We start from the raw sequence: 24,417 nt of genomic DNA, 5'->3' as shown, positions 1-24,417 counted from the left end.
CATTCTGACAAGAGCGATTCAACGATGAAAATTATTATCCTCGGCGCCGGGCAGGTTGGCGGCACGCTTGCTGAAAACCTGGTGGGCGAAAATAACGACATCACGGTTGTAGATACGGATGCCAACCGTCTGCGCGCGTTGCAGGACAAATTTGACCTGCGCGTAGTGCACGGCCATGGTTCCCATCCACGTATATTGCGTGAAGCCGGCGCTGAAGACGCCGATATGCTGGTTGCTGTCACCAATTCCGACGAAACCAACATGATTGCCTGTCAGATTGCCTATTCGCTCTTCAATACACCGAACCGAATTGCCCGTATTCGCGCGGCGGAATATTTGCGGGATGCCGAAAAGCTGTTTGTACCGGAAGCTGTGCCGATCGATCATTTGATTTCACCGGAACAGTTGGTGATCGACAACATCTATCGCCTGATTCAGTATCCTGGCGCATTGCAGGTAGTTAACTTTGCCGAAGGAAAAGTGAGCCTTGCGGTAGTTAAAGCCTATTACGGTGGGCCTCTGGTCGGTAACCCGTTGTCCATTTTGCGTGAACATATGCCGCATATCGATACACGCGTAGCGGCTATTTTCCGTCAGGACCGCCCTATTCGCCCCCAGGGTTCAACGATTGTCGAAGCGGGCGATGAAGTCTTCTTTATTGCCGCAAGCCAGCATATACGCGCGGTAATGAGCGAAATGCAGCGCCTGGAGAAACCCTACAAGCGCATTATGCTGGTCGGCGGCGGCAACATCGGTTTTGGTTTGGCCCAGCGGTTGGAAAAACAGTACAGCGTGAAGTTGATTGAACGTAATCAACAACGCGCAGCAGAACTGGCTGAACGTCTGCACGACACCGTGGTGTTTTATGGTGATGCTTCAGATCAGGAATTGCTCGCCGAAGAACATGTTGATCAGGTGGATCTTTTCATCGCCGTCACCAATGACGACGAAGCCAACATTATGTCGGCCATGCTCGCAAAGAAGATGGGAGCGAAAAAGGTCATGGTTTTGATCCAGCGTCGTGCTTATGTCGATCTGGTTCAGGGTAGCGTGATCGATATTGCCATCTCTCCGCAGCAGGCCACCATTTCCGCCCTGCTTGGTCACGTGCGCAAGGCAGATATTGTTGGCGTCTCCTCACTGCGACGCGGTATTGCCGAAGCTATCGAAGCTATCGCACACGGAGAAGAGACCACGTCCCGCGTGGTGGGCCGTTTAATTGAAGATATTAAACTGCCGCCAGGTACGATAATCGGTGCCGTCGTACGTGGTGATGAAGTCATCATCGCGAATGACAATGTGCGTATTGAGCAGGGCGACCATGTCATTATGTTCCTGACAGATAAGAAGTTTGTCCCAGATGTTGAACGTCTCTTCCAGCCAAGTCCTTTCTTCCTCTAAATCTCCGCGGGCGTTTGCCCGCCGTGATAATTTTGCTTAATCCGCTGTTATCATGGCAATTGCACAAAGGTTTGTTAGACTTTAGCCATTGGCCAAGGCAAGGAGATAACAATGAGTTTATTCAAAGAGTTTCGTGATTTTGCAATGCGTGGGAACGTGGTTGATTTGGCAGTCGGTGTGATTATCGGTGCCGCTTTCGGCAAGATTGTTTCATCACTGGTCGCGAATATCATCATGCCACCACTGGGATTACTGATTGGCGGAGTCGATTTTAAACAGTTTAAGTGGGTCCTAAAACCGGCCGAGGGTGATGTACCTGCTGTCGTAATGGAATACGGTAACTTTATTCAAACCATTTTTGACTTTGTCATCGTTGCCTTTGCCATCTTTATGGCCATCAAGTTGATGAACAAGTTGTATCAGAAGAAAGAAGTTGAAAAACCAGCGCCAAAACCAACCAACGAAGAAGTGTTGCTCACTGAAATTCGCGATCTGTTGAAACAGCAGAACAGCGATAAATTGTGATAAAAAAGCCGCCATGTCCAGGCGGCTTTTTTGTCTGTAAAGCAGAAGGCCAGTGATAAACTTTTCTGCTTATCACTGGCCTCCCAGTTTCTACCCTTCGCATGTTTATCTTTACGTCGGTAGCTGCCTTTCCCTTTCTGATTCTGTTCAACTCGCTGACGAAACAGCGGATCATGTAACAGTGCCTCCAAAGCGTTATCGTTAATCTTGCCTTTGCGATGCTGATAGCGACTCATAGTGTCCTCCGGTTAATAATGGCGCAACTATAGGCTTTCCTGCGTGAAATTCAATCCTTGCTACAACAAATTTCCACCTGCGGCTCTTCACCTTTTTCCAGCGCTTCAAGGATAGAACAGCAGGCGCTGCTATGTAGTTCCCCGCAACAGGTCGCGGCTAAACGTTCTAGTGAGCGCTGAATGGTTTGCAACTCGGTAATCATACTATTCACTTCATCCAGACGTCTGGCTACGATCGCTTTGGACTCCTGGCAGGTATGGTGTTCGGGATCGATACGGATCGATAATAAACCGCGGATCGAATCCAGGCTAAAACCGAGCTGACGCCCATAGCGAATGAAGCGCAAGCGCTGAAGATCATCATCGTTATAGAGACGGAAGCCGCCTTCAGTACGAATCTCATGATCCATCATTTGCTGCTTTTCATAAAAACGTATGGTGTCAGGTGTGACGTCCGCAAGTTTAGCCAGCTGGCCAATTTTATACATGTTACTTCTCCTGCAATAGACGATGCCGAACGGGCCCGCCATATTCACCACGTAAAAAATCTGTGCTCATACCGGCCTGCTGTAACTTCATCTCCAGCAGGGTTAATCTTTTATTGAGTTCACTGGCTTGATGATCGTCAGGATCCAAATGCTGTAAAAGATCGTTGAGTTGCAAAGCTTCGCGGCGCATTTCAAGTTCAGGGGGTAAAAAACCTGAGTTTTTCAGCAGTCGATATGCCGTGCGTAACTCTGGCGGCACGCCACTTTCGTCTTCGAGCTGCAAAGGTGCACCTTCACCAGGTAGATTACTCAGTTCACCTTTTTCCTGCGCGGCGCGTATCTGCTGCTCTACCAGCTGGTCAATTAACCACATAATGAACCTCTGCGACTGACAACAGCGTTCAGCATAGCGAAAGATGGGGGAGATGGGGAATTGGAGGCAATAAAAAACCCGCCGAAGCGGGTTTTCTACGTTACTGCAAATTACTCTGCAGCAGCTTCTGCTTGAGCTTCTGGACGATCAACCAGCTCGATGTAAGCCATCGGAGCGTTGTCACCAGCACGGAAGCCACACTTCAGAATACGAGTGTAACCACCGGCACGGCTCGCGAAACGCGGGCCCAGCTCGTTAAACAGTTTTGCCACGATCTCGTTATCACGAGTGCGGGCGAATGCCAGACGACGATTAGCTACGCTGTCGGTCTTGGCAAGAGTAATCAGCGGCTCAACTACGCGACGCAGTTCTTTGGCTTTCGGCAGAGTCGTTTTGATGATCTCGTGACGAACCAGAGAACCGGCCATGTTGCGGAACATAGCCTGACGATGGCTGCTGTTGCGGTTCAGTTGACGACCACTCTTACGATGGCGCATGACCTTATCCTTCTCAGTGAAACCTTAACCTGTGATCTGATTATTCATCAGCAATGCTTGCTGGTGGCCAGTTTTCCAGGCGCATGCCCAGAGACAAACCACGTGAAGCGAGCACATCTTTAATCTCAGTAAGAGATTTTTTACCAAGGTTAGGCGTTTTAAGCAGCTCAACCTCGGTACGCTGTACCAGATCACCGATGTAGTGGATAGCTTCTGCCTTGAGGCAGTTAGCAGAGCGGACAGTCAATTCCAGATCGTCAACAGGGCGCAGCAGGATCGGATCGAATTCTGGTTTCTCTTCTTTCACTTCCGGCTGACGTACATCACGTAAGTCAACGAAAGCTTCCAGTTGTTCTGCCAGGATGGTAGCCGCACGACGAATCGCCTCTTCAGGATCGATTGTGCCGTTGGTTTCCATTTCGATGACCAGCTTGTCCAGGTCGGTGCGCTGTTCTACACGCGCTGCTTCAACATTGTAGGCGATACGGTCTACAGGGCTGTAGCAAGCGTCAACCAACAGACGGCCGATTGGGCGCTCATCTTCTTCCGAATGAATTCGGGCAGAAGCCGGCACATAACCACGACCACGCTGAACTTTGATACGCATGCTAATAGATGCGTTTTCATCGGTCAGATGGCAGATCACGTGCTGCGGCTTGACGATTTCGACATCACCGTCGTGGGTGATATCGGCTGCAGTCACAGGGCCAATGCCAGATTTATTCAAAGTAAGGATGACTTCATCTTTACCCTGAACTCTTACCGCCAGCCCTTTCAGATTGAGCAGGATTTCCAGGATATCTTCCTGTACGCCCTCTTTGGTGGAGTACTCGTGGAGCACGCCATCGATCTCAACCTCGGTCACCGCGCAACCCGGCATGGAAGAAAGCAGAATACGGCGCAGTGCGTTGCCAAGAGTATGGCCAAAGCCACGCTCTAACGGCTCAAGGGTCACCTTGGCGTGCGTCGAACTCACTTGCTCGATATCTACCAGGCGCGGTTTTAGAAACTCTGTCACAGAACCCTGCATTGTGTCCTCTCTTTGGTACTAAGCTTTACTTAGAGTAAAGCTCGACGATCAGGTGTTCGTTAATGTCCGCAGACAGATCAGTACGTTCAGGAATACGCTTGAACACACCTTCCATCTTAGTCGCATCAACTTCCAGCCAGGTTGGCTTTTCACGCTGCTCAGCCAGCTCCAGAGCGGCCTTCACGCGAGATTGCTGTTTGGCTTTCTCACGGATGCTAACGACATCATTCGGAGATACCTGATAAGAAGCGATGTTAACAACGCGACCGTTTACCAGGATAGATTTATGGCTAACCAGCTGACGTGCTTCTGCACGAGTGGCGCCAAAGCCCATACGGTAAACAACGTTATCCAGACGACCTTCCAGCAGAGCCAACAGGTTTTCACCGGTGTTGCCTTTCAGACGTGCTGCTTCTTTGTAGTAGTTACGGAACTGACGCTCAAGCACGCCGTACATACGACGAACTTTCTGCTTCTCACGTAACTGACCGCCGTAGTCAGACAGACGCGGTTTACGCGCACCGTGCTGGCCAGGTGGTTGTTCAATTTTGCACTTGGTATCGATCGCGCGAACGCCAGACTTAAGGAATAAGTCGGTGCCCTCACGACGGCTCAGCTTGAGCTTAGGACCCAAATATCTTGCCATTTTCTTTCTCCAACTAACCTAAAAACGGGCGTTAAACGCGACGTTTTTTCGGCGGACGACAACCGTTGTGAGGGATTGGAGTCACATCAGTAATATTAGTGATGCGGAAACCAGCAGCGTTCAGAGCACGAATTGTTGATTCGCGACCCGGACCTGGACCCTTAACCATAACTTCCAGATTCTTAATACCGTAATCTTTCACTGCTTCTGCACAGCGCTCTGCAGCTACCTGAGCAGCAAACGGAGTAGATTTACGTGAACCGCGGAAACCGGAACCACCGGCGGTTGCCCAACCCAGTGCGTTACCCTGACGATCAGTAATGGTAACGATGGTGTTGTTAAAAGATGCATGGACATGAGCCACGCCATCTGAGACTTGCTTTCTTACACGCTTGCGTGCACGAACTGGTGCCTTTGCCATTATTTACTCACCCCGATTATTTCTTGATCGGTTTACGCGGACCCTTACGGGTACGTGCATTGGTCTTAGTACGCTGACCGCGAACTGGCAGACCACGACGATGGCGTAAACCACGATAGCAACCAAGGTCCATCAGACGCTTGATGCTCAGGGTGATTTCACGGCGCAGATCACCTTCAACAACGAATTTACCAACTGCTTCACGCAGCTGTTCAATTTGTTCTTCAGACAGCTCTCTGATCTTAACATTTTCAGCGATACCCGTTGAAGCACAGATGGCTTTAGAACGGGTCTTGCCGATACCGAAGATCGAAGTTAATGCGATTACGGTATGTTTTTGATCAGGAATGTTAATGCCTGCTATACGGGCCACTATGCACTCCTATAATTAAATAAATGCGTCCCATGCTGAAAAGCCCGTTTTCAGGATACTCAAATGGTAACGCATCGACATACAAAAGATTGGCTGGCTAATCTAGCCAGCTCAACCCGACTTTGCAAGAAAAATATGTGACAATATCAGCCTTGGCGCTGTTTATGCTTTGGCTCGGCGCTGCAAATCACACGTACGACACCGTCGCGGCGGATGATTTTGCAGTTACGACATAATTTCTTGACGGAAGCACGAACTTTCATTTTTACTCTCCGTAACTTCTCAAGCGCCTGAATTAACGGCCGTAGCCTTTCAGGTTTGCTTTCTTCAATGCAGACTCATACTGACTCGACATCATCAGAGTTTGCACTTGAGCCATAAAGTCCATGATGACAACCACTACGATAAGCAGCGATGTGCCGCCAAAGTAGAAGGGAACCTTCATGGCATCACGCATGAACTCCGGGATCAGGCAGATAAAGGTAATGTACAGTGCGCCGATTAAGGTCAAACGTGTCATTACTTTATCGATATACTTCGCCGTTTGCTCTCCCGGACGAATTCCCGGTACGAATGCTCCAGACTTCTTCAAGTTATCAGCTGTTTCACGTGGGTTGAAAACCAACGCCGTGTAGAAGAAACAGAAGAAGATGATTGCAGTCGCATAGAGTAGCACATAAAGCGGCTGTCCTGGTTGCAAATACAGCGAAATTGTTGTCAGCCAGTTCCAACCGGTTCCGCCCCCGAACCATGACGCGATGGTTGCTGGGAACAGAATAATGCTGGAAGCAAAAATAGCCGGAATTACACCCGCCATATTCACTTTCAACGGTAAATGTGTGCTCTGTGCAGCATATACACGACGACCTTGCTGACGTTTAGCGTAGTTGACCACAATGCGGCGCTGGCCACGCTCAACGAAAATAACAAAGAACGTCACTGCAAATACAAGAACTGCAACCAACAGCAACAGGAGGAAGTGCAGGTCACCTTGCCGCGCTTGCTCGATGGTATGGCCAATGGCCGGCGGGAGACCCGCAACAATACCTGCGAAGATAATGATCGAGATACCGTTACCGATACCTCGTTCAGTAATCTGTTCGCCCAGCCACATCAGGAACATTGTCCCGGTAACCAGACTTACAACAGCGGTAAAGTAGAATGCGAAACCTGGATTCATTACCAGGCCTTGCATTCCAGGCATATTCGGCAGACCGGTAGCAATACCGATCGACTGGAATACAGCCAGAACCAGGGTGCCATAGCGAGTGTACTGGCTAATCTTACGACGACCAGCTTCACCCTCTTTCTTAATCTCGGCCAACGCTGGGTGAACCACCGTCAGCAACTGGATAATAATAGAGGCCGAAATATACGGCATAATACCCAGTGCGAAGATTGAGGCACGACTGAGAGCACCACCAGAGAACATGTTGAACATTTCAATGATGGTGCCACGCTGTTGCTCAAGCAGTTTGGCAAGTACAGTGGCATCGATACCAGGGATTGGAATAAAAGAGCCAATACGGAAGACAATCAGTGCACCGATAACAAACAAAAGTCTGCGCTTCAGTTCACCAAAGCCACCTTTGGCACTTTGAAAATCTAATCCCGGTTGCTTTGCCATCTGCTACTTATTCCTCGATTTTACCGCCAGCAGCTTCGATTGCAGCACGCGCACCTTTAGTGACACGCAGACCACGAATCGTTACCGGTGCAGAAACTTCACCAGACAGAATCACTTTCGCGAACTCGATCTGAACACCGATGATGTTGGCTGCTTTCAGAGTATTCAGGTCAACAATACCGCCTTCAACTTTCGCCAGGTCAGACAGACGAACTTCTGCAGTGACCATTGCTTTGCGAGAGGTGAAACCGAATTTCGGCAGACGACGATACAGAGGCATCTGACCACCCTCGAAACCGCGACGTACGCCACCGCCAGAACGAGAGTTCTGACCTTTGTGACCACGACCACCGGTTTTACCGAGGCCAGAACCGATACCACGACCCAGACGCTTAGAAGCGTGTTTAGACCCTTCGGCCGGAGACAGAGTGTTTAAGCGCATCTCTTACTCCTCCACTTTCAGCATGTAGGAAATCGCGTTAACCATACCGCGCACTGCTGGCGTGTCTTCACGCTCAACGGTATGACCAATACGACGCAGACCCAAGCCAACCAGAGTGGCTTTGTGCTTAGGCAGGCGGCCGATTGAACTGCGGGTTTGTGTAATTTTAATAGTCTTAGCCATCGTGATTACCCCAGAATTTCTTCAACGGATTTACCACGCTTGGCAGCGACCATTTCTGGAGAATTCATATTGCCCAGGCCATCGATAGTTGCACGAACCACGTTAATCGGGTTAGTAGAACCATACGCTTTAGCCAGAACGTTATGTACTCCAGCAACTTCTAAAACAGCGCGCATTGCACCGCCGGCGATGATACCGGTACCTTCAGAAGCTGGCTGCATGAACACACGAGAACCCGTGTGAGCACCTTTAACAGGGTGCTGCAGGGTGCCGTGAGTCAGCGCGACGTTAATCATGTTGCGACGGGCTTTCTCCATCGCTTTCTGGATCGCTGCTGGAACTTCACGCGCTTTACCGTAACCAAAACCAACGCGGCCGTTACCATCACCCACTACAGTCAGTGCGGTGAAGGAGAAAATACGACCACCTTTTACAGTTTTAGATACACGGTTTACCGCGATCAGTTTTTCCTGCAGTTCGCCAGCTTGTTTCTCGATGTTTGACATCTTAGACCTCTACCTTAGAACTGAAGGCCAGCTTCACGGGCAGCATCTGCCAGTGCCTGGACACGACCATGATATTGGAACCCGGAACGGTCGAAAGAAACATTAGTAATGCCTTTCTCGACAGCGCGCTCAGCCAGAGCTTTACCTACGGCTGCAGCAGCGTCTTTGTTACCGGTGTACTTCAGTTGTTCGGCAATAGCTTTTTCTACAGTAGAAGCAGCAACCAGAACTTCGGAACCGTTCGGGGCGATCACCTGTGCGTAAATATGACGCGGGGTACGATGTACCACCAGGCGAGTAGCACCCAGCTCTTTGAGCTTGCGACGTGCACGGGTCGCACGACGGATACGAGCAGATTTCTTATCCATAGTGTTACCTTACTTCTTCTTAGCCTCTTTGGTACGCACGACTTCGTCGGCGTAACGAACACCCTTGCCTTTGTAAGGCTCAGGACGACGGTAGGCGCGCAGATCCGCTGCAACCTGACCAATCAGCTGTTTATCAGCGCCTTTCAGCACGATCTCAGTCTGAGTTGGACATTCAGCAGTGATGCCGGCCGGCAGTGCATGGTCAACAGGGTGAGAGAAGCCCAGGGCCAAGCTCACAGAGTTGCCTTTAACAGCTGCACGATAACCAACACCAACCAGTTGCAGCTTCTTGGTGAAGCCTTCGGTAACACCGATAACCATGCCGTTCAGCAGCGCACGAGCAGTACCTGCCTGTGCCCAAGCGTCCGAGAAGCCTTCGCGTGGAGCGAAAGTCAGGGCGTTGTCTGCATGCTTAACTTCTACAGCACTGTTGATAGTACGAGTCAGCTCGCCGTTTTTGCCTTTGATCGAAATTTCCTGACCGTTGAGTTTTACCTCTACGCCCGCAGGAACAACGACAGGTGCTTTTGCAACACGAGACATTTTATCCTCCGATTACGCTACGTAGCAGATAATTTCGCCACCAAGACCAGCTTGGCGCGCTGCACGATCAGTCATGACACCTTTAGAGGTAGAAATTACAGCGATGCCCAGACCAGCCATTACTTTTGGCAGCTCATCTTTTTTCTTATAGATGCGCAGACCTGGACGGCTAACACGCTGAATGCTCTCTACCACAGCCTTGCCCTGGAAATACTTTAAAGTAACTTCCAGCTCAGACTTGATGTCGCCTTCGATTTTAAAATCTTCAATGTAGCCTTCTTCCTTCAGCACGTTGGCAATTGCCACTTTCAGCTTGGAGGAAGGCATAGAGACCGCAACTTTGTTCGCGGCCTGACCGTTACGGATACGGGTCAGCATATCCGCGATCGGATCTTGCATGCTCATCTGTGTTACTCCCGTGATTCAAATGGTGACAATTACCAGCTAGCCTTTTTCAGACCCGGGATTTCACCGCGCATTGCGGCTTCACGGACCTTGATACGGCTCAACCCAAACTTCCGCAGGAAACCGTGCGGACGACCTGTCTGACGGCAGCGGTTACGCTGACGGGAAGGGCTGGAATCACGCGGCAGACTCTGCAGCTTGAGAACGGCATCCCAACGATCTTCGTCGGATGCGTTCACATCAGAAATGATCGCTTTCAGTTCAACGCGCTTAGCGAAGAACTTGTCTGCTAATTTCACACGCTTTACTTCGCGTGCTTTCATCGATTGCTTAGCCATTAAGTAACCCTACCTTACTTGCGGAACGGGAAGTCAAAGGCAGCCAGCAGAGCACGGCCTTCATCATCAGATTTCGCAGTAGTGGTAATGGTAATATCCAAACCACGAACGCGATCGACTTTGTCATAATCGATTTCTGGGAAGATGATCTGCTCACGAACGCCCATGCTGTAGTTACCACGACCATCGAAAGACTTAGCAGACAGGCCGCGGAAGTCACGAATACGTGGAACAGCAATAGTGATCAGGCGCTCAAAGAACTCCCACATGCGCTCGCCGCGCAGAGTTACTTTACAGCCGATCGGATAGCCCTGACGGATTTTGAAGCCTGCAACTGATTTGCGTGCTTTGGTGATCAACGGTTTTTGACCGGAGATTGCTGCCAGGTCAGCTGCTGCGTTATCCAGCAGTTTCTTGTCAGCGATCGCTTCACCAACACCCATGTTCAGGGTGATCTTCTCGACCCGAGGGACTTGCATGACAGAATTGTAGCCGAACTCAGTCATGAGTTTCTGGACTACTTCGTCTTTGTAGTAATCATGCAGTTTCGCCATCGTACTACTCCAAATTACTTGATAGTTTCGCTATTAGACTTGAAGAAACGGACTTTTTTGCCTTCTTCGAATCTAAAGCCTACACGGTCAGCCTTGCCGGTTGCCGCATTGAAGATTGCAACGTTAGAAACCTGAATAGCAGCTTCTTTTTCAACGATGCCGCCTGGTTGGTTCAGAGCCGGAACCGGCTTCTGGTGTTTCTTAACCAGGTTGATACCTTCAACGATGACCTTACCAGAAGTCAGGACATTCTTTACTTTACCGCGTTTACCTTTGTCTTTACCGGTAATCACGATAACTTCGTCGTTACGACGGATTTTCGCTGCCATTGCTCGCTCCTTAGAGTACTTCTGGTGCCAGAGAGATAATTTTCATGAACTTTTCAGTACGAAGTTCACGAGTTACCGGCCCAAAAATACGCGTACCGATAGGCTGCTCGCTGTTATTGTTTAAAATAACGCATGCATTACCATCGAAGCGAATGACAGAACCGTCCGGGCGACGAACACCCTTCCTGGTGCGCACCACTACCGCCTTCAGGACATCACCTTTCTTAACTTTACCGCGAGGAATTGCTTCCTTGATGGTAACTTTAATGATGTCGCCGACGCCTGCGTAGCGACGGTGCGAGCCACCCAGAACCTTGATACACATTACGCGACGTGCACCGGAGTTGTCGGCGACGTTCAGCATAGTCTGTTCTTGGATCATTTTAGTGCTCCGCTAATGTCAACTACTACTTCGGGACCCAAACCTCAGGTCGTTAAAAAGCCCCATAATTGAGGGCGCGGCATTATAACACCGGATCTCGCAGATGGGTAGAAAAAATGAACGGCTCAGACGAGCCGTTCATTTTATTTTTTAGAGGAAGCGGATTCTATTACAGAACCGCTTTCTCTACAACGCGAACCAGCGCCCAAGACTTAGTCTTAGACAGTGGACGGGTTTCGCGGATTTCTACCACGTCACCGATTCCACATTCGTTGTTCTCGTCATGGATGTGCAGCTTAGTCGTACGCTTGATGAACTTACCGTAGATCGGGTGTTTCACGACACGTTCGATAGCAACAACTGCAGATTTCTGCATTTTGTCACTAATTACACGACCCTGCAGAGTACGGATTTTATCGGTCATTACGCCGCCTTCTCAGTCAGTAAAGTCTTAACACGTGCAACATTACGGCGCACTTGCTTCAGCAGATGGGTCTGCTGCAGCTGGCCGGATGCTGCCTGCATGCGCAGGTTGAATTGCTCACGCAGCAGGTTAAGAAGCTCAGCGTTCAGCTCTTCAACGCTTTTTTCACGCAGCTCATTTGCTTTCATTACATCACCGTCTTAGTAACAAAGGTGGTTTTGATAGGCAGTTTTGCTGCTGCCAGCTTGAATGCTTCACGGGCAAGCTCTTCCGGAACACCGTCCATTTCATACAGGACTTTACCCGGTTGGATCAGGGCAACCCAATACTCCACGTTACCCTTACCTTTACCCATACGCACTTCAAGCGGCTTCTCGGTGATCGGTTTGTCCGGGAATACACGGATCCAGATCTTACCTTGACGCTTAACTGCACGGGTCATAGCACGACGTGCTGCTTCGATCTGACGAGCAGTCAGACGACCACGGCCAACAGCTTTCAGACCGAAAGTACCGAAGCTGACATCCGTACCCTGCGCCAGACCACGGTTGCGGCCTTTGTGCACTTTACGGAATTTCGTACGCTTTGGTTGTAACATCAGCGACTCTCCTTACTTACGGCCTTTACGCTGCTGCTTTTTAGGTTGAGCAGCCGGTTCCGGTTGTTCAACAGCAGCCATACCACCCAGGATCTCACCTTTGAAGATCCATACCTTAACGCCGATTACACCATAAGTGGTGTGCGCTTCAGAGGTGTTGTAGTCAATGTCTGCACGCAGAGTGTGCAGTGGCACGCGACCTTCACGGTACCATTCGGTACGTGCGATCTCGGCTCCGCCCAAACGGCCGCTAACTTCAACTTTAATACCCTTCGCGCCCAGACGCATTGCGTTCTGAACAGCACGCTTCATAGCACGACGGAACATCACACGACGCTCCAGCTGTGAAGTGATGCTATCAGCAACCAATTTAGCGTCCAGTTCCGGTTTACGGACTTCGGCGATATTGATCTGTGCAGGAACGCCAGCGATTTTCGCTACGACCGTGCGCAGTTTTTCTACGTCTTCACCTTTCTTACCGATAACGATACCCGGGCGAGCGGTGTGAATGGTCACACGGATGCTCTTAGCCGGACGCTCGATAACGATACGAGATACAGACGCTTTAGCCAGTTCCTTAGTCAGGAACTGACGTACTTTAAAATCGCTGTCCAGGTTGTCAGCGAATTCTTTGGTGTTCGCAAACCAGGTAGAGTTCCATGGTTTTACAATACCCAGGCGAATACCATTAGGATGTACTTTCTGACCCATTGCTAGTCTCCAGAGTCTCAGCGATCGGACACAACCACAGTAATGTGGCTGGTGCGCTTCAGGATGCGATCTGCACGACCTTTCGCACGCGGCATAATGCGCTTCATGCTTGGGCCTTCGTCTACGAAGATTTTCGCGACTTTCAGATCGTCGATATCAGCGCCATCGTTGTGTTCGGCGTTCGCAATGGCAGATTCCAGGACTTTCTTAACCAACACAGCAGCTTTCTTGTTGGTGTAGGTCAGAATATCCAGAGCCTGCGACACTTTCTTACCGCGAATCAGGTCAGCAACAAGGCGGACCTTCTGAGCAGAAGAACGAGCATGGCGATGTTGAGCAATAGTTTCCATCTCTTCCTCCTACTTATTTCTTCTTGGCTTTCTTATCTGCAGCATGGCCGCGATAAGTACGTGTCGGTGCAAATTCACCCAGTTTGTGGCCGACCATTTCGTCGGATACAAAGACAGGAACGTGCTGACGACCATTATGGACAGCGATGGTCAAACCGATCATGTTAGGGAAGATCGTTGAACGACGGGACCAAGTGCGCAGGGGCTTCTTGTCACCGCTTTCCACCGCTTTCTCTACCTTCTTCAGCAAGTGCAGGTCAATAAAAGGACCTTTCTTGAGAGAACGTGGCATGGCTTATCCTCTAAAATTATTTGCTACGGCGACGTACGATAAATTTATCAGTACGCTTGTTGCTACGGGTCTTCTTACCTTTGGTCTGAACGCCCCACGGAGTTACCGGGTGCTTACCAAAGTTACGACCTTCACCACCACCGTGCGGGTGATCGACTGGGTTCATCGCAGTACCGCGAACGGTAGGACGAACACCACGCCAACGGGTTGCACCAGCTTTACCCAGAACGCGCAGCATGTGCTCAGCGTTACCGACTTCGCCCAGGGTTGCGCGGCAGTCGATTTCGACTTTACGCATTTCGCCTGAACGCAGACGCAGGGTTACGTAGGAACCATCACGCGCAACGATCTGCACGTAAGTACCAGCTGAGCGAGCAATCTGACCGCCTTTGCCTGGTTTCATTTCTACGTTGTGAACGGTAGAACCCACCGGGATGTTACGCATTGGCAGGGTGTTACCTGCTTTAATCGCAGCATCAACGCCAGATTGAACCTGATCACCAGCTTTCAGGCCTTTAGGGGCCAGGATGTAACGGCGCTCGCCATCTTTGTACAGAACCAGTGCGATGTTCGCAGAACGGTTCGGATCGTACTCAAGACGCTCAACAACTGCTGGGATACCATCTTTGTTGCGTTTGAAGTCAACAATACGGTAAGCCTGCTTGTGACCACCACCGATATGACGGGTAGTGATACGACCATTGTTGTTACGACCACCGGATTTGCTGTTTTTTTCTAACAGCGGAGCAAAAGGTTTGCCCTTGTGCAGCTCTGGGTTCACCACTTTAACTACGTGACGACGACCCGGAGATGTCGGTTTACATTTAACAACTGCCATTGTCTTTCTCCTCCGACTTACTCAGCGCCGCCGACGAAGTCCAGGTTCTGGCCTTCCTTCAGGGTGACGTAAGCTTTTTTCCAGTCGCTACGACGACCGATACGCTGTCCGTGACGCTTAACTTTGCCCTTAACAACCAGGGTGTTTACGTCTTTAACTTCAACTTCGAACAGCTTCTCAACAGCAGCAACGATCTCTGCTTTGGTCGCGTCTTTAGCAACTTTGAGAACGATGGTATTGCTTTTTTCCATCGCAGTAGATGCTTTTTCAGATACGTGCGGTGCACGCACTACTTTTAGCAGACGTTCTTCACGGATCATGCCAGCATCTCCTCAACTTGCTTAACTGCTTCCGCAGTCATAACGACTTTGTCGAAGGCGATCAGGCTAACTGGGTCGATACCTGCTGCATCACGCACGTCAACCTTGTACAGGTTACGCGCAGCCAGGAACAGATTCTCATCCAGTTCACCGGTGATGATCAGCACATCTTCCAGCGCCATGTCTTTCAGTTTCTGTGCCAGCAGCTTAGTTTTAGGCGCTTCTACAGAGAACGTCTCGACAACGATCAGACGGTCCTGACGTACCAGTTCGGACAGGATGCTTTTCAGCGCGCCGCGGTACATCTTCTTGTTAACTTTTTGACTGTGGTCCTGTGGACGCGCAGCGAAGGTCACGCCACCTGAACGCCAGATCGGGCTCTTTACAGAACCTGAACGCGCACGGCCGGTACCTTTCTGGCGCCAAGGCTTTTTGCCTGAACCAGTTACTTCAGCACGAGTTTTCTGCGCACGAGTACCCTGACGAGCACCAGCGGCATAAGCAACAACAACCTGGTGAACCAGCGCTTCGTTGAAATCACGACCGAAGGTAGTTTCGGAAACAGTCAGCGCGCTCTGCGCGTCTTTCAGTACTAATTCCATTGCTATCCCCTTACGCCTTCACAGCTGGTTTAACAATCAGGTCGCTGCCGGTTGCACCCGGGACAGCACCTTTGACCAGCAGCAGGTTGCGCTCAGCGTCAACACGTACCACTTCCAGGCTCTGAACGGTTACGCGCTCGTTACCCAGTTGACCAGCCATTTTCTTGCCTTTGAACACTTTGCCCGGAGTCTGGTTCTGACCGATAGAACCCGGAACGCGGTGAGACAAGGAGTTACCGTGTGTAGCGTCCTGGGTACGGAAGTTCCAGCGCTTAACGGTACCTGCGAAACCTTTACCTTTAGAGGTACCGGTAACGTCTACTTTTTTAACGTCAGCGAAAATTTCAACACTGATGCTCTGGCCTACTGAGTACTCTTCACCTTCGGTGCGGAATTCCCACAGACCACGGCCAGCTTCAACGCCAGCTTTAGCAAAATGACCTGCTTCCGGCTTGCTCACACGGTTTGCTTTTTTAGCACCGGTGGTCACCTGGATAGCCTGGTAACCGTCGTTTTCCAGGCCTTTGACCTGAGTAACGCGGTTTGCTTCAACTTCGATTACGGTTACTGGGATTGAAACGCCATCTTCAGTGAAGATGCGAGTCATGCCCACTTTTTTACCGACTAAACCAATCATTGTATCAACCTCTCAATCGCTCGATGACCTGATTAACCCAGGCTGATCTGCACGTCAACACCGGCAGCCAGATCCAGACGCATCAGTGCATCAACGGTTTTTTCAGTTGGCTCAACGATGTCTACCAGACGCTTGTGAGTACGGATCTCGTACTGATCGCGCGCGTCTTTGTTAACGTGCGGAGAGATCAGAACGGTGAAACGCTCTTTGCGAGTTGGCAGCGGGATCGGACCACGTACCTGCGCACCAGTGCGCTTGGCAGTCTCAACGATTTCCGCGGTTGATTGATCGATCAGGCGATGATCAAACGCTTTAAGACGGATACGGATTCTTTGGTTCGACATGAGACCAAGGCTCCAAACATTTTATAAACGAAAAGAATTACTACCCACACCCATTACGATTGATGGAGGAGTGTAATCGTTCAGCATATAACTCCCCAATCGGGAGTATTGTCAGGTGATACATCGCTTGCTATCACCTGCGATTCTGCTCGAATCGCGCCATACCAATATCGGCAGGCCCGCGCATTATACGCAAATCAGTTCAGGAAGCAACCCGTGATGCGTTTTTAACCACATCAATTGCGGACTAAATGCGAAAAAGCCTGTATGGGGCTCGATATTTCCCCTTACAGGCTCTGTGACATTGCTACAACGAAAGGGTTTTAGTCTGTGCTTTCTTCTTTTAATTGCGCCTGCAGGTAATTCTGCAAACCGAGTTTTTGAATCAGGTCGAGTTCGGTTTCCAGCCAGTCAATGTGATGCTCTTCCTCGCCCAGAATCTCAATCATCATGTCGCGGCTTACGTAGTCATGTACCTTGTCGGCATAGGCAATCGCTTCACGTAAATCCTTCGCCCCTTCTAACTCCAACGTCAGATCGGACTGCAGCATTTCCGGTACATCTTCACCAATACGCAACCGGCCGAGATCCTGCAAATTTGGAATCCCTTCAAGAAAAAGAATGCGCTCAATGTATTTGTCCGCATGCTTCATTTCATCGATGGATTCGTGATACTCGACATCGTTGAGGCGAATAAGCCCCCAGTTTTTGAACATACGTGCATGAAGAAAGTACTGATTAATCGCAACCAGTTCATTCCCCAGCAGTTTATTGAGATGAGTTATGATTTTACTGTCGCCCTTCATTTTGCTTCCTCCGCTTCCAGGTAAATAGATCGTAGATGCGGATAAAAAGAAGTCAAAAAAACAGGACTGTTTTTGTGGTTATTGCCAGAGGATGCCGAGTCGACCTAAGCGATTTCTTTGTACAGCGGTACCTTCTGCAGCTCATCATCCATAATCTCGCGCGCAAAACGGATGCACTTACCACACTGTTTTCCGATAGGAACCAGTTGACGAAGATGTTGGATCGATTTGGGCTGATAGCGACGCACTACTTCACGGAGGGTTTTGTCACTCACGGCATTACACAGACAGACGTACATTTACTGCGACTCCAGTACAAATTCTGATCAAAGTGTAAATGAGAATGGTTTTTATTTCAAACGTAGCTTTTGTGTGGGATTGGCTTGAGTGGCGAATTTCAGACAAAAAAAAGAGCACCGAAGTGCTCTCTTTTCGTGCTGCGGCGGCTACCCAGGCAGCCACCGACATTCCGCGATTAAGCCAGAACTTCAGCAACAACGCCCGCACCAACAGTACGGCCGCCTTCACGGATTGCGAATCGCAGACCCTGGTCCATCGCGATTGGGTGGATCAGCTCAACGGTCATTTTCACGTTGTCGCCTGGCATTACCATCTCAACGCCTTCTGGCAGCTCAACGTTACCAGTCACGTCAGTAGTACGGAAGTAGAACTGTGGACGGTAGCCTTTGAAGAACGGAGTATGACGGCCGCCTTCGTCTTTAGACAGGACGTATACTTCTGATACGAACTTGGTGTGTGGCTTGATGGTGCCTGGCTTAGCCAGTACCTGACCACGCTGGATGTCTTCACGCTTGATACCGCGCAGCAGAACACCACAGTTTTCACCCGCCTGACCCTGGTCCAGCAGCTTACGGAACATTTCAACGCCAGTACAGGTAGACTTAACAGTCGCCTTGATACCAACGATTTCAACTTCGTCGCCCACTTTAACGATACCGCGCTCAACACGACCGGTTACAACAGTACCACGGCCTGAGATTGAGAATACGTCTTCGATTGGCAGCAGGAACGGCAGGTCGATTGCACGTACTGGCTCTGGGATGTAGTTATCCAGGTGACCAGCCAGCTCAATGATCTTCTCTTCCCACTCAGCAACACCGTTCAGTGCCTGCAGAGCAGAACCGCGTACGATTGGAGTATCGTCGCCTGGGAAGTCGTATGCTGACAGCAGATCGCGAACTTCCATCTCTACCAGTTCCAGCAGCTCTTCATCATCAACCATGTCGCACTTGTTCAGGAACACGATGATGTAAGGAACGCCAACCTGACGACCCAGCAGGATGTGCTCACGGGTCTGTGGCATTGGGCCATCAGTCGCAGCAACAACCAGGATCGCGCCGTCCATCTGCGCAGCACCGGTGATCATGTTTTTCACATAGTCGGCGTGGCCTGGGCAGTCAACGTGTGCGTAGTGGCGAGTCGGGGTTTCATATTCAACGTGTGAAGTGTTGATGGTGATACCACGAGCTTTCTCTTCTGGTGCGTTATCGATCTGATCGAACGCTTTAGCAGAGCCGCCGTAGGTTTTAGCCAGAACGGTGGTGATAGCTGCAGTCAGAGTGGTTTTACCATGGTCAACGTGACCGATGGTGCCAACGTTTACGTGCAGTTTGTTACGCTGAAATTGCTCTTTCGCCATGGCGATAATTCCTTACGTTGTGCCTTCATGAGTCATGAAGGCATCAGTTCACAATTTTTAAACCGTAGCTTATTTGCTACGAGCTTCAATAACGGCCTGAGCGACGTTGTTCGGCGCATCATCGTACTTCAGGAACTCCATGGAGTAAGAAGCACGGCCTTTGGTCAGAGAACGCAGCTGGGTTGCATATCCGAACATTTCAGACAGCGGAACTTCAGCATGGATCTGAACGCCAGTAGCGTTAGATTCCTGTCCTTTGAGCATACCACGACGACGGCTAAGGTCACCGATAACGTCACCGGTGTTCTCTTCCGGAGTCTCTACTTCAACCTTCATGATCGGCTCAAGCAGAACTGGCTGTGCTTTCTTAAAGCCATCTTTGAAGGCTAAAGAAGCGGCCAGTTTAAACGCCAGCTCAGAGGAGTCAACGTCATGGTAAGAACCGAAGTGCAGACGAACACCCAGGTCAACTACCGGATAACCGGCCAGTGGACCAGACTTCAGCTGCTCCTGGATACCTTTATCAACCGCAGGGATGTATTCAGTTGGAATCACACCGCCCTTGATATCGTTGACAAATTCGTAGCCTTTCGGGTTAACACCCGGCTCCAGTGGGTACATGTCGATAACAACATGACCGTACTGACCACGACCACCAGACTGCTTAGCGTGTTTACCTTCAACATCGGTAACTTTAGAACGAATCGCTTCGCGATAAGCAACCTGTGGTTTACCGACGTTCGCTTCAACGTTGAACTCACGCTTCATACGGTCAACGATGATGTCGAGGTGCAGCTCACCCATACCCGCGATGATGGTCTGATTAGATTCTTCGTCAGTCCATACACGGAATGATGGATCTTCTTTCGCCAGACGACCCAGAGCCAGACCCATTTTTTCCTGGTCAGCTTTGGTTTTCGGCTCAACGGCGATAGAGATTACCGGCTCTGGGAATTCCATGCGCTCAAGAATGATGACGTTTTCTGGATCACACAGGGTGTCACCAGTGGTCACATCTTTCAGGCCGATCGCTGCTGCGATGTCGCCCGCACGAACTTCTTTGATCTCTTCACGTTTGTTTGCGTGCATCTGAACGATACGGCCCAGACGCTCACGGTTTGACTTAACCGGGTTGAACACGGTGTCACCGGTGTTAACAACACCAGAGTAAACGCGGAAGAAGGTCAGGTTACCCACAAACGGGTCGGTTGCGATTTTGAACGCCAGAGCAGCAAACGGCTCGTTGTCGTCAGAATGACGCTCAGCCGGGGTGTCTTTACCGTCGTCCAGCATACCGTTGATCGCGGTAACGTCAGTCGGTGCTGGCAGGTATTCAACAACCGCATCCAGCATCGCCTGAACACCTTTGTTCTTAAATGCAGAACCACAGGTTACCAGGATGATTTCGTTTTTCAGCACGCGCTTACGCAGAGAAGTTTTGATCTCTTCTTCAGTCAGCTCTTCACCGCCGAAGAATTTCTCCATCAGCTCATCAGAACCTTCAGCAGCGGCTTCAACCAGGTTGGCACGCCACTCTTCAGCCAGTTCCTGCATATCAGCTGGGATATCTTCGTAAACGAAGGTAACGCCCTGATCTTCATCGTTCCAGTTGATGGCTTTCATTTTCACCAGGTCAACAACACCGGTGAATTTCTCTTCTGCGCCAATAGCCAGCTGAAGTGGAACCGGGTTTGCACCCAGGCGCGTTTTCATCTGGTCAACAACTTTCAGGAAGTTAGCACCCATGCGGTCCATTTTGTTAACGAACGCGATGCGTGGAACTTTATATTTGTTAGCCTGGCGCCATACGGTTTCAGACTGTGGCTGAACACCACCAACCGCACAGTAAACCATTACTGCGCCATCAAGCACACGCATAGAACGCTCAACTTCAATGGTGAAGTCAACGTGTCCCGGGGTGTCAATGATGTTGACGTGGTGTGGCTCGAACTGCTTAGCCATACCTGACCAGTAACAGGTGGTTGCAGCGGAAGTGATGGTAATACCACGTTCCTGTTCCTGCTCCATCCAGTCCATGGTTGCGGCGCCGTCATGCACTTCACCGATTTTGTGGTTTACACCGGTGTAGAACAGAACACGTTCGGTAGTGGTAGTTTTACCGGCGTCGATGTGAGCACTGATACCGATGTTACGATAGCGCTCAATGGGTGTTTTACGAGCCATTTGATTCCTCTAATTCTGAGACGTTCTAAGTTAAAAAAGCCCAGCAGGTAAGCCACTGGGACGCCCGCTGGGTTAATAACAACTACGTGGCTGTTACCAGCGGTAGTGTGCGAACGCCTTGTTGGCTTCAGCCATACGGTGAACGTCTTCACGTTTCTTAACTGCAGTACCTTTGTTCTCTGCAGCGTCAGAAAGTTCGTTCGCCAGGCGAAGAGCCATTGATTTATCACCGCGTTTACGAGCAGCTTCAACGATCCAACGCATTGCCAGAGCATTACGACGAACCGGACGGACTTCAACTGGAACCTGGTAGGTTGAACCACCAACGCGACGTGACTTAACTTCTACAGTCGGACGTACGTTTTCGAGAGCAACTTCGAAAGCTTCCAGACCATCTTTACCTGCACGTTGAGCCAGGGTATCAAGTGCGGTATAGACGATAGATTCTGCAGTAGATTTTTTACCATCTACCATCAGGATGTTTACAAATTTAGCCAGCAATTCTGATCCGAACTTAGGATCTGGCAGGATTTTACGCTGACCAATGACGCGACGACGTGGCATGGAAATACTCCGTTGTTAATTCAGGATTGTCCAAAACTCTACGAGTTTATTTTGACATTAAAGTGAAAATGTTTGGCCTTACTTAACGGAGAACCATTAAGCCTTTGGCTTCTTCACGCCGTACTTGGAGCGTGACTGCTTACGGTCTTTAACACCTGAGCAGTCAAGCGCGCCGCGAACGGTGTGGTAACGCACACCTGGCAAGTCTTTAACACGACCGCCACGGATCAGGATCACTGAGTGTTCCTGGAGGTTATGACCTTCACCGCCAATATAGGAGGTAACTTCAAAACCGTTAGTCAAACGCACACGGCAAACTTTACGCAGTGCTGAGTTTGGTTTTTTAGGGGTAGTGGTGTACACACGAGTACAAACACCACGTTTCTGCGGGCAAGCTTCCAGCGCAGGCACGTTGCTCTTTGCAACTTTGCGTACGCGTGGTTTGCGAACCAGCTGGTTAACTGTTGCCATTAAATAGCTCCTGGAATTTAGCTTTTTGCTTCGTAAACACGTAATAAATCGCCTCGTATTACTACGAGGAGGCAGAATTTTAGGGCTGTGTCAAAAGGGTGTCAAGAAATAACCAGGTTTTCCTTGCTACCAGGCCACTTGTTGTTGGTGCTTCACCGTCATCGCAACGAAACCAGTATAGTCCAAACGTGCTACTTTGGTTGAAATTTGCTCAACCAACCCACGCGCGACCACATCTTCCTCAAGGACCCAAAGCGCGGCCGGAGAGGCTTGCAGCTTGATGAACATCTGGCTGCCCTCAAGCGCGGCCGTGACGCCATCCTGCATTAGCAGCAAATCGTCGCCCTCCTGCATCAGCAGTAACAGGCTATCGATATCGCATTGCCAGGGTGATTGCAGTAGCGTGTAGAGCATGTTGGATTCTCAGAAACGAAGGATTCGGTGATAAGTGGCGAGTGTCTGGCGCAGTGTCGCGGCATCCAGCACTTCAGCCGTCATCACACGTTCAGCCGTCAGGCTTTGCCCGCGCGCATCAAGTGACTCGCGGCAGACGAAACACTGGTCGATGTCGTAGAGATCGAGCACGCCAAACGTCGCGATATAGTTGCGAGCCAAAATCTGCTCAGGCTGCTGTTCGCGTTGCAGTTGCAGCACGCCATCGCCAATAAAGAACAGTCCAATGTCTTCGCTGAGCGCGCCAGTGGCCAGCACCGCATCCAGCCCTTCCCTGCCCGCGCTGCTACCGTGAGGTGCCTGAGTGAAAAGAAATGCCACGCGATTCATCAGAATTGCACCAGACGATCACAGCTCAACGCGGCTTCTGCCAGCGCACCTAAGCCGCTCAGTTCAAAACCAGGCTGCAAATTACTGCCTGCCAGTTGCAAGCGAGTGGCTTCCTGTTCATCCGTCACGCCACGGCGCAATGCGGCAGCCACGCAAATATTCAGCGCGGCACCGCTCTCTTCACGCAGTTGTTGCCATGCGCGCACCACATCCACTTCATCGCTGGCAGGTGCACTAAGCTGGTTGGCATTCAGCACGCCTTCTCTATAAAAGAAAACACTTTCCAGCTGATGCCCTGCTTTGAGCAACGCACGAGCAAACAGCAATGCACTACTGGCATGCTGCGTACCGTACGCCGGCCCCGTTACCAGCAAGGTATAACGCATTAGCGATCCTGCCCCTGGAAGTCACCGCTTTTGAACTGACGGATGTAGAGGTAAACCGTGTGCTTGGAAATATTGAGACGGTCAGCGACCTGGTTAATCGCATCCTTGATATCAAAAATTCCCTTCTCATACAGGTTGAGCACAATCTGGCGATTCTTGGCGTTGTTCGAGACGTTGCGGTCGTTACTCACTTCCTCAATGGTAAATTCCAGCGTTTGCATCACCAGGTCTTCGACTGAGCTGGCAAAGTTGACGTTGGAATCCACCTGCTGCATTTCCGGCGGCATAAAGGTCGACATAATCTGCGAGAACGGCACATCAAGGTTCATGTTGATACACAGCAGGCCAATCACTCGCTGCTGACGATTGCGAATCGCAATGGTGACAGATTTCATCAGCACACCGCTTTTGGCGCGCGTGAAGTAAGCACGGGACACATTGCTGTCTGCGCCATGCATATCATGCAGCATGCGCAATGCCAAATCGGTAATCGGCGAGCCCACTTTGCGGCCGGTATGTTCACCGTTGGCGATGCGCACGGCGGAGCATTTCAAATCTTCCAGTGAATGCAGCACGATTTCGCAGTGCGAGCCGATCAGCATCGCGAGGCCATCAACGACGGCTTCGTAAGATTTGAGAATATCGTAATCGGCTTGCTCGAACGGACGTTGCTCCAGTAAATCGAAGTCAGTCAGTTCACCGGGATTGAATGGATTAGACATCGAAGACATTACCCTAAATGGCTGGAGCCTGTCTCGACAGCTTTGGGGCAGACTCATA

Annotated in this window: 42 protein-coding genes and 1 pseudogene; 2 read left to right on the top strand and 41 right to left on the bottom strand. The window is 50.4% G+C overall.

Annotated elements, in window-relative coordinates:
* Positions 1–24: 24 nt before the first annotated feature.
* Positions 25–1,401 (top strand): Trk system potassium transporter TrkA, encoded by a 1,377-nt coding sequence (gene trkA / locus VH86_RS19210; protein WP_045833798.1) that lies wholly within the window; start codon positions 25–27, stop codon positions 1,399–1,401.
* A 111-nt stretch (positions 1,402–1,512) separates the two neighbouring features.
* The gene (mscL, locus tag VH86_RS19205) at positions 1,513–1,926 is read left to right on the top strand and encodes a large-conductance mechanosensitive channel protein MscL (protein ID WP_034830732.1); all 414 of its coding nucleotides are present in this window, start codon (positions 1,513–1,515) and stop codon (positions 1,924–1,926) included.
* 38 nt (positions 1,927–1,964) lie between these two features.
* Here the strand turns inward: mscL and VH86_RS26380 are convergent.
* The 41 genes and pseudogenes from VH86_RS26380 to VH86_RS19005 form a co-directional block, all read right to left on the bottom strand.
* A pseudogene (locus tag VH86_RS26380) lies at positions 1,965–2,162 on the bottom strand (alternative ribosome-rescue factor A); the annotation flags it as partial.
* Positions 2,163–2,212: 50 nt separating this feature from the next.
* On the bottom strand, positions 2,213–2,650 hold the full coding sequence (gene zntR / locus VH86_RS19200; protein WP_045816956.1) for a Zn(2+)-responsive transcriptional regulator: 438 nt from the start codon (positions 2,648–2,650) through the stop codon (positions 2,213–2,215).
* A 1-nt stretch (position 2,651) separates the two neighbouring features.
* Positions 2,652–3,023, bottom strand: coding sequence for a DUF1992 domain-containing protein (locus VH86_RS19195; protein WP_045833797.1), 372 nt, complete (start codon positions 3,021–3,023; stop codon positions 2,652–2,654).
* Positions 3,024–3,133: 110 nt separating this feature from the next.
* Positions 3,134–3,520 carry a 50S ribosomal protein L17 gene (rplQ, locus tag VH86_RS19190; RefSeq protein WP_003850180.1) on the bottom strand — a complete coding sequence of 129 codons (387 nt, stop codon included), beginning with the start codon at positions 3,518–3,520 and terminating at the stop codon, positions 3,134–3,136.
* 40 nt (positions 3,521–3,560) lie between these two features.
* Positions 3,561–4,550, bottom strand: a complete 990-nt coding sequence (gene rpoA / locus VH86_RS19185) for a DNA-directed RNA polymerase subunit alpha (protein ID WP_007891688.1) — start codon at positions 4,548–4,550, stop codon at positions 3,561–3,563.
* Positions 4,551–4,575: 25 nt separating this feature from the next.
* The gene (gene rpsD, locus VH86_RS19180) at positions 4,576–5,196 is read right to left on the bottom strand and encodes a 30S ribosomal protein S4 (protein ID WP_007891687.1); all 621 of its coding nucleotides are present in this window, start codon (positions 5,194–5,196) and stop codon (positions 4,576–4,578) included.
* 31 nt (positions 5,197–5,227) lie between these two features.
* Positions 5,228–5,617 (bottom strand): 30S ribosomal protein S11, encoded by a 390-nt coding sequence (gene rpsK, locus VH86_RS19175; protein WP_004160563.1) that lies wholly within the window; start codon positions 5,615–5,617, stop codon positions 5,228–5,230.
* Between the two features lie 16 nt (positions 5,618–5,633).
* A complete protein-coding gene (gene rpsM / locus VH86_RS19170) occupies positions 5,634–5,990 on the bottom strand; it encodes a 30S ribosomal protein S13 (RefSeq protein WP_034830736.1) in 357 nt (118 codons plus the stop codon).
* A gap of 146 nt (positions 5,991–6,136) precedes the next feature.
* The gene (gene rpmJ, locus VH86_RS19165; RefSeq protein ID WP_004160566.1) at positions 6,137–6,253 is read right to left on the bottom strand and encodes a 50S ribosomal protein L36; all 117 of its coding nucleotides are present in this window, start codon (positions 6,251–6,253) and stop codon (positions 6,137–6,139) included.
* 32 nt (positions 6,254–6,285) lie between these two features.
* Positions 6,286–7,617 carry a preprotein translocase subunit SecY gene (secY, locus tag VH86_RS19160; RefSeq protein WP_007891686.1) on the bottom strand — a complete coding sequence of 444 codons (1,332 nt, stop codon included), beginning with the start codon at positions 7,615–7,617 and terminating at the stop codon, positions 6,286–6,288.
* Positions 7,618–7,624: 7 nt separating this feature from the next.
* Positions 7,625–8,059, bottom strand: coding sequence for a 50S ribosomal protein L15 (gene rplO, locus VH86_RS19155; protein ID WP_034830738.1), 435 nt, complete (start codon positions 8,057–8,059; stop codon positions 7,625–7,627).
* Positions 8,060–8,062: 3 nt separating this feature from the next.
* The gene (gene rpmD, locus VH86_RS19150) at positions 8,063–8,242 is read right to left on the bottom strand and encodes a 50S ribosomal protein L30 (protein ID WP_021186404.1); all 180 of its coding nucleotides are present in this window, start codon (positions 8,240–8,242) and stop codon (positions 8,063–8,065) included.
* Between the two features lie 5 nt (positions 8,243–8,247).
* Complete coding sequence (rpsE, locus tag VH86_RS19145; RefSeq protein ID WP_007891679.1) at positions 8,248–8,748, bottom strand: 30S ribosomal protein S5; 501 nt, start codon at positions 8,746–8,748, stop codon at positions 8,248–8,250.
* A gap of 14 nt (positions 8,749–8,762) precedes the next feature.
* On the bottom strand, positions 8,763–9,116 hold the full coding sequence (gene rplR, locus VH86_RS19140; protein ID WP_008104733.1) for a 50S ribosomal protein L18: 354 nt from the start codon (positions 9,114–9,116) through the stop codon (positions 8,763–8,765).
* A gap of 9 nt (positions 9,117–9,125) precedes the next feature.
* Positions 9,126–9,659, bottom strand: a complete 534-nt coding sequence (rplF, locus tag VH86_RS19135; RefSeq protein WP_038644335.1) for a 50S ribosomal protein L6 — start codon at positions 9,657–9,659, stop codon at positions 9,126–9,128.
* A gap of 12 nt (positions 9,660–9,671) precedes the next feature.
* Positions 9,672–10,064, bottom strand: coding sequence for a 30S ribosomal protein S8 (rpsH, locus tag VH86_RS19130; protein WP_007891668.1), 393 nt, complete (start codon positions 10,062–10,064; stop codon positions 9,672–9,674).
* 32 nt (positions 10,065–10,096) lie between these two features.
* Entirely contained in the window at positions 10,097–10,402 is a 306-nt protein-coding gene (gene rpsN, locus VH86_RS19125) for a 30S ribosomal protein S14 (RefSeq protein WP_007891666.1), read from the bottom strand.
* 14 nt (positions 10,403–10,416) lie between these two features.
* Positions 10,417–10,956 carry a 50S ribosomal protein L5 gene (rplE, locus tag VH86_RS19120; protein WP_013510763.1) on the bottom strand — a complete coding sequence of 180 codons (540 nt, stop codon included), beginning with the start codon at positions 10,954–10,956 and terminating at the stop codon, positions 10,417–10,419.
* A gap of 14 nt (positions 10,957–10,970) precedes the next feature.
* Positions 10,971–11,285 (bottom strand): 50S ribosomal protein L24, encoded by a 315-nt coding sequence (gene rplX / locus VH86_RS19115; RefSeq protein ID WP_034830741.1) that lies wholly within the window; start codon positions 11,283–11,285, stop codon positions 10,971–10,973.
* A 10-nt stretch (positions 11,286–11,295) separates the two neighbouring features.
* The gene (rplN, locus tag VH86_RS19110) at positions 11,296–11,667 is read right to left on the bottom strand and encodes a 50S ribosomal protein L14 (RefSeq protein WP_006120590.1); all 372 of its coding nucleotides are present in this window, start codon (positions 11,665–11,667) and stop codon (positions 11,296–11,298) included.
* A 169-nt stretch (positions 11,668–11,836) separates the two neighbouring features.
* The gene (gene rpsQ / locus VH86_RS19105; RefSeq protein WP_008104738.1) at positions 11,837–12,091 is read right to left on the bottom strand and encodes a 30S ribosomal protein S17; all 255 of its coding nucleotides are present in this window, start codon (positions 12,089–12,091) and stop codon (positions 11,837–11,839) included.
* Complete coding sequence (rpmC, locus tag VH86_RS19100) at positions 12,091–12,279, bottom strand: 50S ribosomal protein L29 (protein ID WP_034830743.1); 189 nt, start codon at positions 12,277–12,279, stop codon at positions 12,091–12,093. The genes rpsQ and rpmC overlap by 1 nt, the downstream gene beginning before the upstream one ends.
* Positions 12,279–12,689 (bottom strand): 50S ribosomal protein L16, encoded by a 411-nt coding sequence (gene rplP / locus VH86_RS19095; RefSeq protein WP_002438716.1) that lies wholly within the window; start codon positions 12,687–12,689, stop codon positions 12,279–12,281. Before rplP ends, rpmC begins: the two co-directional genes overlap by 1 nt.
* Before the next feature lie 12 nt (positions 12,690–12,701).
* Entirely contained in the window at positions 12,702–13,400 is a 699-nt protein-coding gene (gene rpsC, locus VH86_RS19090; protein WP_034830744.1) for a 30S ribosomal protein S3, read from the bottom strand.
* 17 nt (positions 13,401–13,417) lie between these two features.
* Positions 13,418–13,750, bottom strand: a complete 333-nt coding sequence (gene rplV, locus VH86_RS19085; RefSeq protein ID WP_007891659.1) for a 50S ribosomal protein L22 — start codon at positions 13,748–13,750, stop codon at positions 13,418–13,420.
* Between the two features lie 13 nt (positions 13,751–13,763).
* Complete coding sequence (rpsS, locus tag VH86_RS19080; protein WP_001138115.1) at positions 13,764–14,042, bottom strand: 30S ribosomal protein S19; 279 nt, start codon at positions 14,040–14,042, stop codon at positions 13,764–13,766.
* Between the two features lie 16 nt (positions 14,043–14,058).
* Positions 14,059–14,880: a 50S ribosomal protein L2 gene (gene rplB, locus VH86_RS19075; RefSeq protein ID WP_034830746.1), complete on the bottom strand. Its 822-nt coding sequence runs from the start codon at positions 14,878–14,880 to the stop codon at positions 14,059–14,061.
* Between the two features lie 17 nt (positions 14,881–14,897).
* Positions 14,898–15,200, bottom strand: a complete 303-nt coding sequence (gene rplW, locus VH86_RS19070; protein WP_034830749.1) for a 50S ribosomal protein L23 — start codon at positions 15,198–15,200, stop codon at positions 14,898–14,900.
* Positions 15,197–15,802 carry a 50S ribosomal protein L4 gene (gene rplD, locus VH86_RS19065; protein WP_034830751.1) on the bottom strand — a complete coding sequence of 202 codons (606 nt, stop codon included), beginning with the start codon at positions 15,800–15,802 and terminating at the stop codon, positions 15,197–15,199. Before rplD ends, rplW begins: the two co-directional genes overlap by 4 nt.
* Before the next feature lie 10 nt (positions 15,803–15,812).
* Positions 15,813–16,439, bottom strand: coding sequence for a 50S ribosomal protein L3 (gene rplC, locus VH86_RS19060; protein WP_038644330.1), 627 nt, complete (start codon positions 16,437–16,439; stop codon positions 15,813–15,815).
* A gap of 32 nt (positions 16,440–16,471) precedes the next feature.
* Positions 16,472–16,783 carry a 30S ribosomal protein S10 gene (rpsJ, locus tag VH86_RS19055; RefSeq protein ID WP_006120582.1) on the bottom strand — a complete coding sequence of 104 codons (312 nt, stop codon included), beginning with the start codon at positions 16,781–16,783 and terminating at the stop codon, positions 16,472–16,474.
* A gap of 323 nt (positions 16,784–17,106) precedes the next feature.
* The gene (gene bfr / locus VH86_RS19050; protein ID WP_034830757.1) at positions 17,107–17,589 is read right to left on the bottom strand and encodes a bacterioferritin; all 483 of its coding nucleotides are present in this window, start codon (positions 17,587–17,589) and stop codon (positions 17,107–17,109) included.
* Between the two features lie 104 nt (positions 17,590–17,693).
* Positions 17,694–17,888, bottom strand: a complete 195-nt coding sequence (bfd, locus tag VH86_RS19045) for a bacterioferritin-associated ferredoxin (RefSeq protein WP_034830760.1) — start codon at positions 17,886–17,888, stop codon at positions 17,694–17,696.
* A gap of 176 nt (positions 17,889–18,064) precedes the next feature.
* Positions 18,065–19,249 carry an elongation factor Tu gene (gene tuf / locus VH86_RS19040; RefSeq protein ID WP_034830763.1) on the bottom strand — a complete coding sequence of 395 codons (1,185 nt, stop codon included), beginning with the start codon at positions 19,247–19,249 and terminating at the stop codon, positions 18,065–18,067.
* A 69-nt stretch (positions 19,250–19,318) separates the two neighbouring features.
* Positions 19,319–21,433, bottom strand: a complete 2,115-nt coding sequence (gene fusA / locus VH86_RS19035; protein ID WP_038644327.1) for an elongation factor G — start codon at positions 21,431–21,433, stop codon at positions 19,319–19,321.
* Between the two features lie 93 nt (positions 21,434–21,526).
* Positions 21,527–21,997, bottom strand: a complete 471-nt coding sequence (gene rpsG, locus VH86_RS19030; RefSeq protein WP_007886246.1) for a 30S ribosomal protein S7 — start codon at positions 21,995–21,997, stop codon at positions 21,527–21,529.
* A 96-nt stretch (positions 21,998–22,093) separates the two neighbouring features.
* Positions 22,094–22,468 (bottom strand): 30S ribosomal protein S12, encoded by a 375-nt coding sequence (gene rpsL, locus VH86_RS19025; protein ID WP_006120575.1) that lies wholly within the window; start codon positions 22,466–22,468, stop codon positions 22,094–22,096.
* Positions 22,469–22,594: 126 nt separating this feature from the next.
* Positions 22,595–22,882 carry a sulfurtransferase complex subunit TusB gene (tusB, locus tag VH86_RS19020; RefSeq protein WP_034830769.1) on the bottom strand — a complete coding sequence of 96 codons (288 nt, stop codon included), beginning with the start codon at positions 22,880–22,882 and terminating at the stop codon, positions 22,595–22,597.
* A 9-nt stretch (positions 22,883–22,891) separates the two neighbouring features.
* Positions 22,892–23,251: a sulfurtransferase complex subunit TusC gene (tusC, locus tag VH86_RS19015; RefSeq protein WP_038644324.1), complete on the bottom strand. Its 360-nt coding sequence runs from the start codon at positions 23,249–23,251 to the stop codon at positions 22,892–22,894.
* Positions 23,251–23,637, bottom strand: a complete 387-nt coding sequence (gene tusD / locus VH86_RS19010) for a sulfurtransferase complex subunit TusD (RefSeq protein WP_038644322.1) — start codon at positions 23,635–23,637, stop codon at positions 23,251–23,253. Before tusD ends, tusC begins: the two co-directional genes overlap by 1 nt.
* On the bottom strand, positions 23,637–24,359 hold the full coding sequence (locus VH86_RS19005) for a transcriptional regulator (protein WP_034830776.1): 723 nt from the start codon (positions 24,357–24,359) through the stop codon (positions 23,637–23,639). The genes tusD and VH86_RS19005 overlap by 1 nt, the downstream gene beginning before the upstream one ends.
* Between the last annotated feature and the right edge of the window lie 58 nt (positions 24,360–24,417).

This window comes from Pantoea sp. BL1 (genome assembly GCF_000963985.1).
Lineage (GTDB): Bacteria > Pseudomonadota > Gammaproteobacteria > Enterobacterales > Enterobacteriaceae > Pantoea > Pantoea rwandensis_B.
The sequence above is the reverse complement of the archived record's forward strand: the minus strand, read 5'-3'. Positions and strand labels throughout refer to the sequence as shown.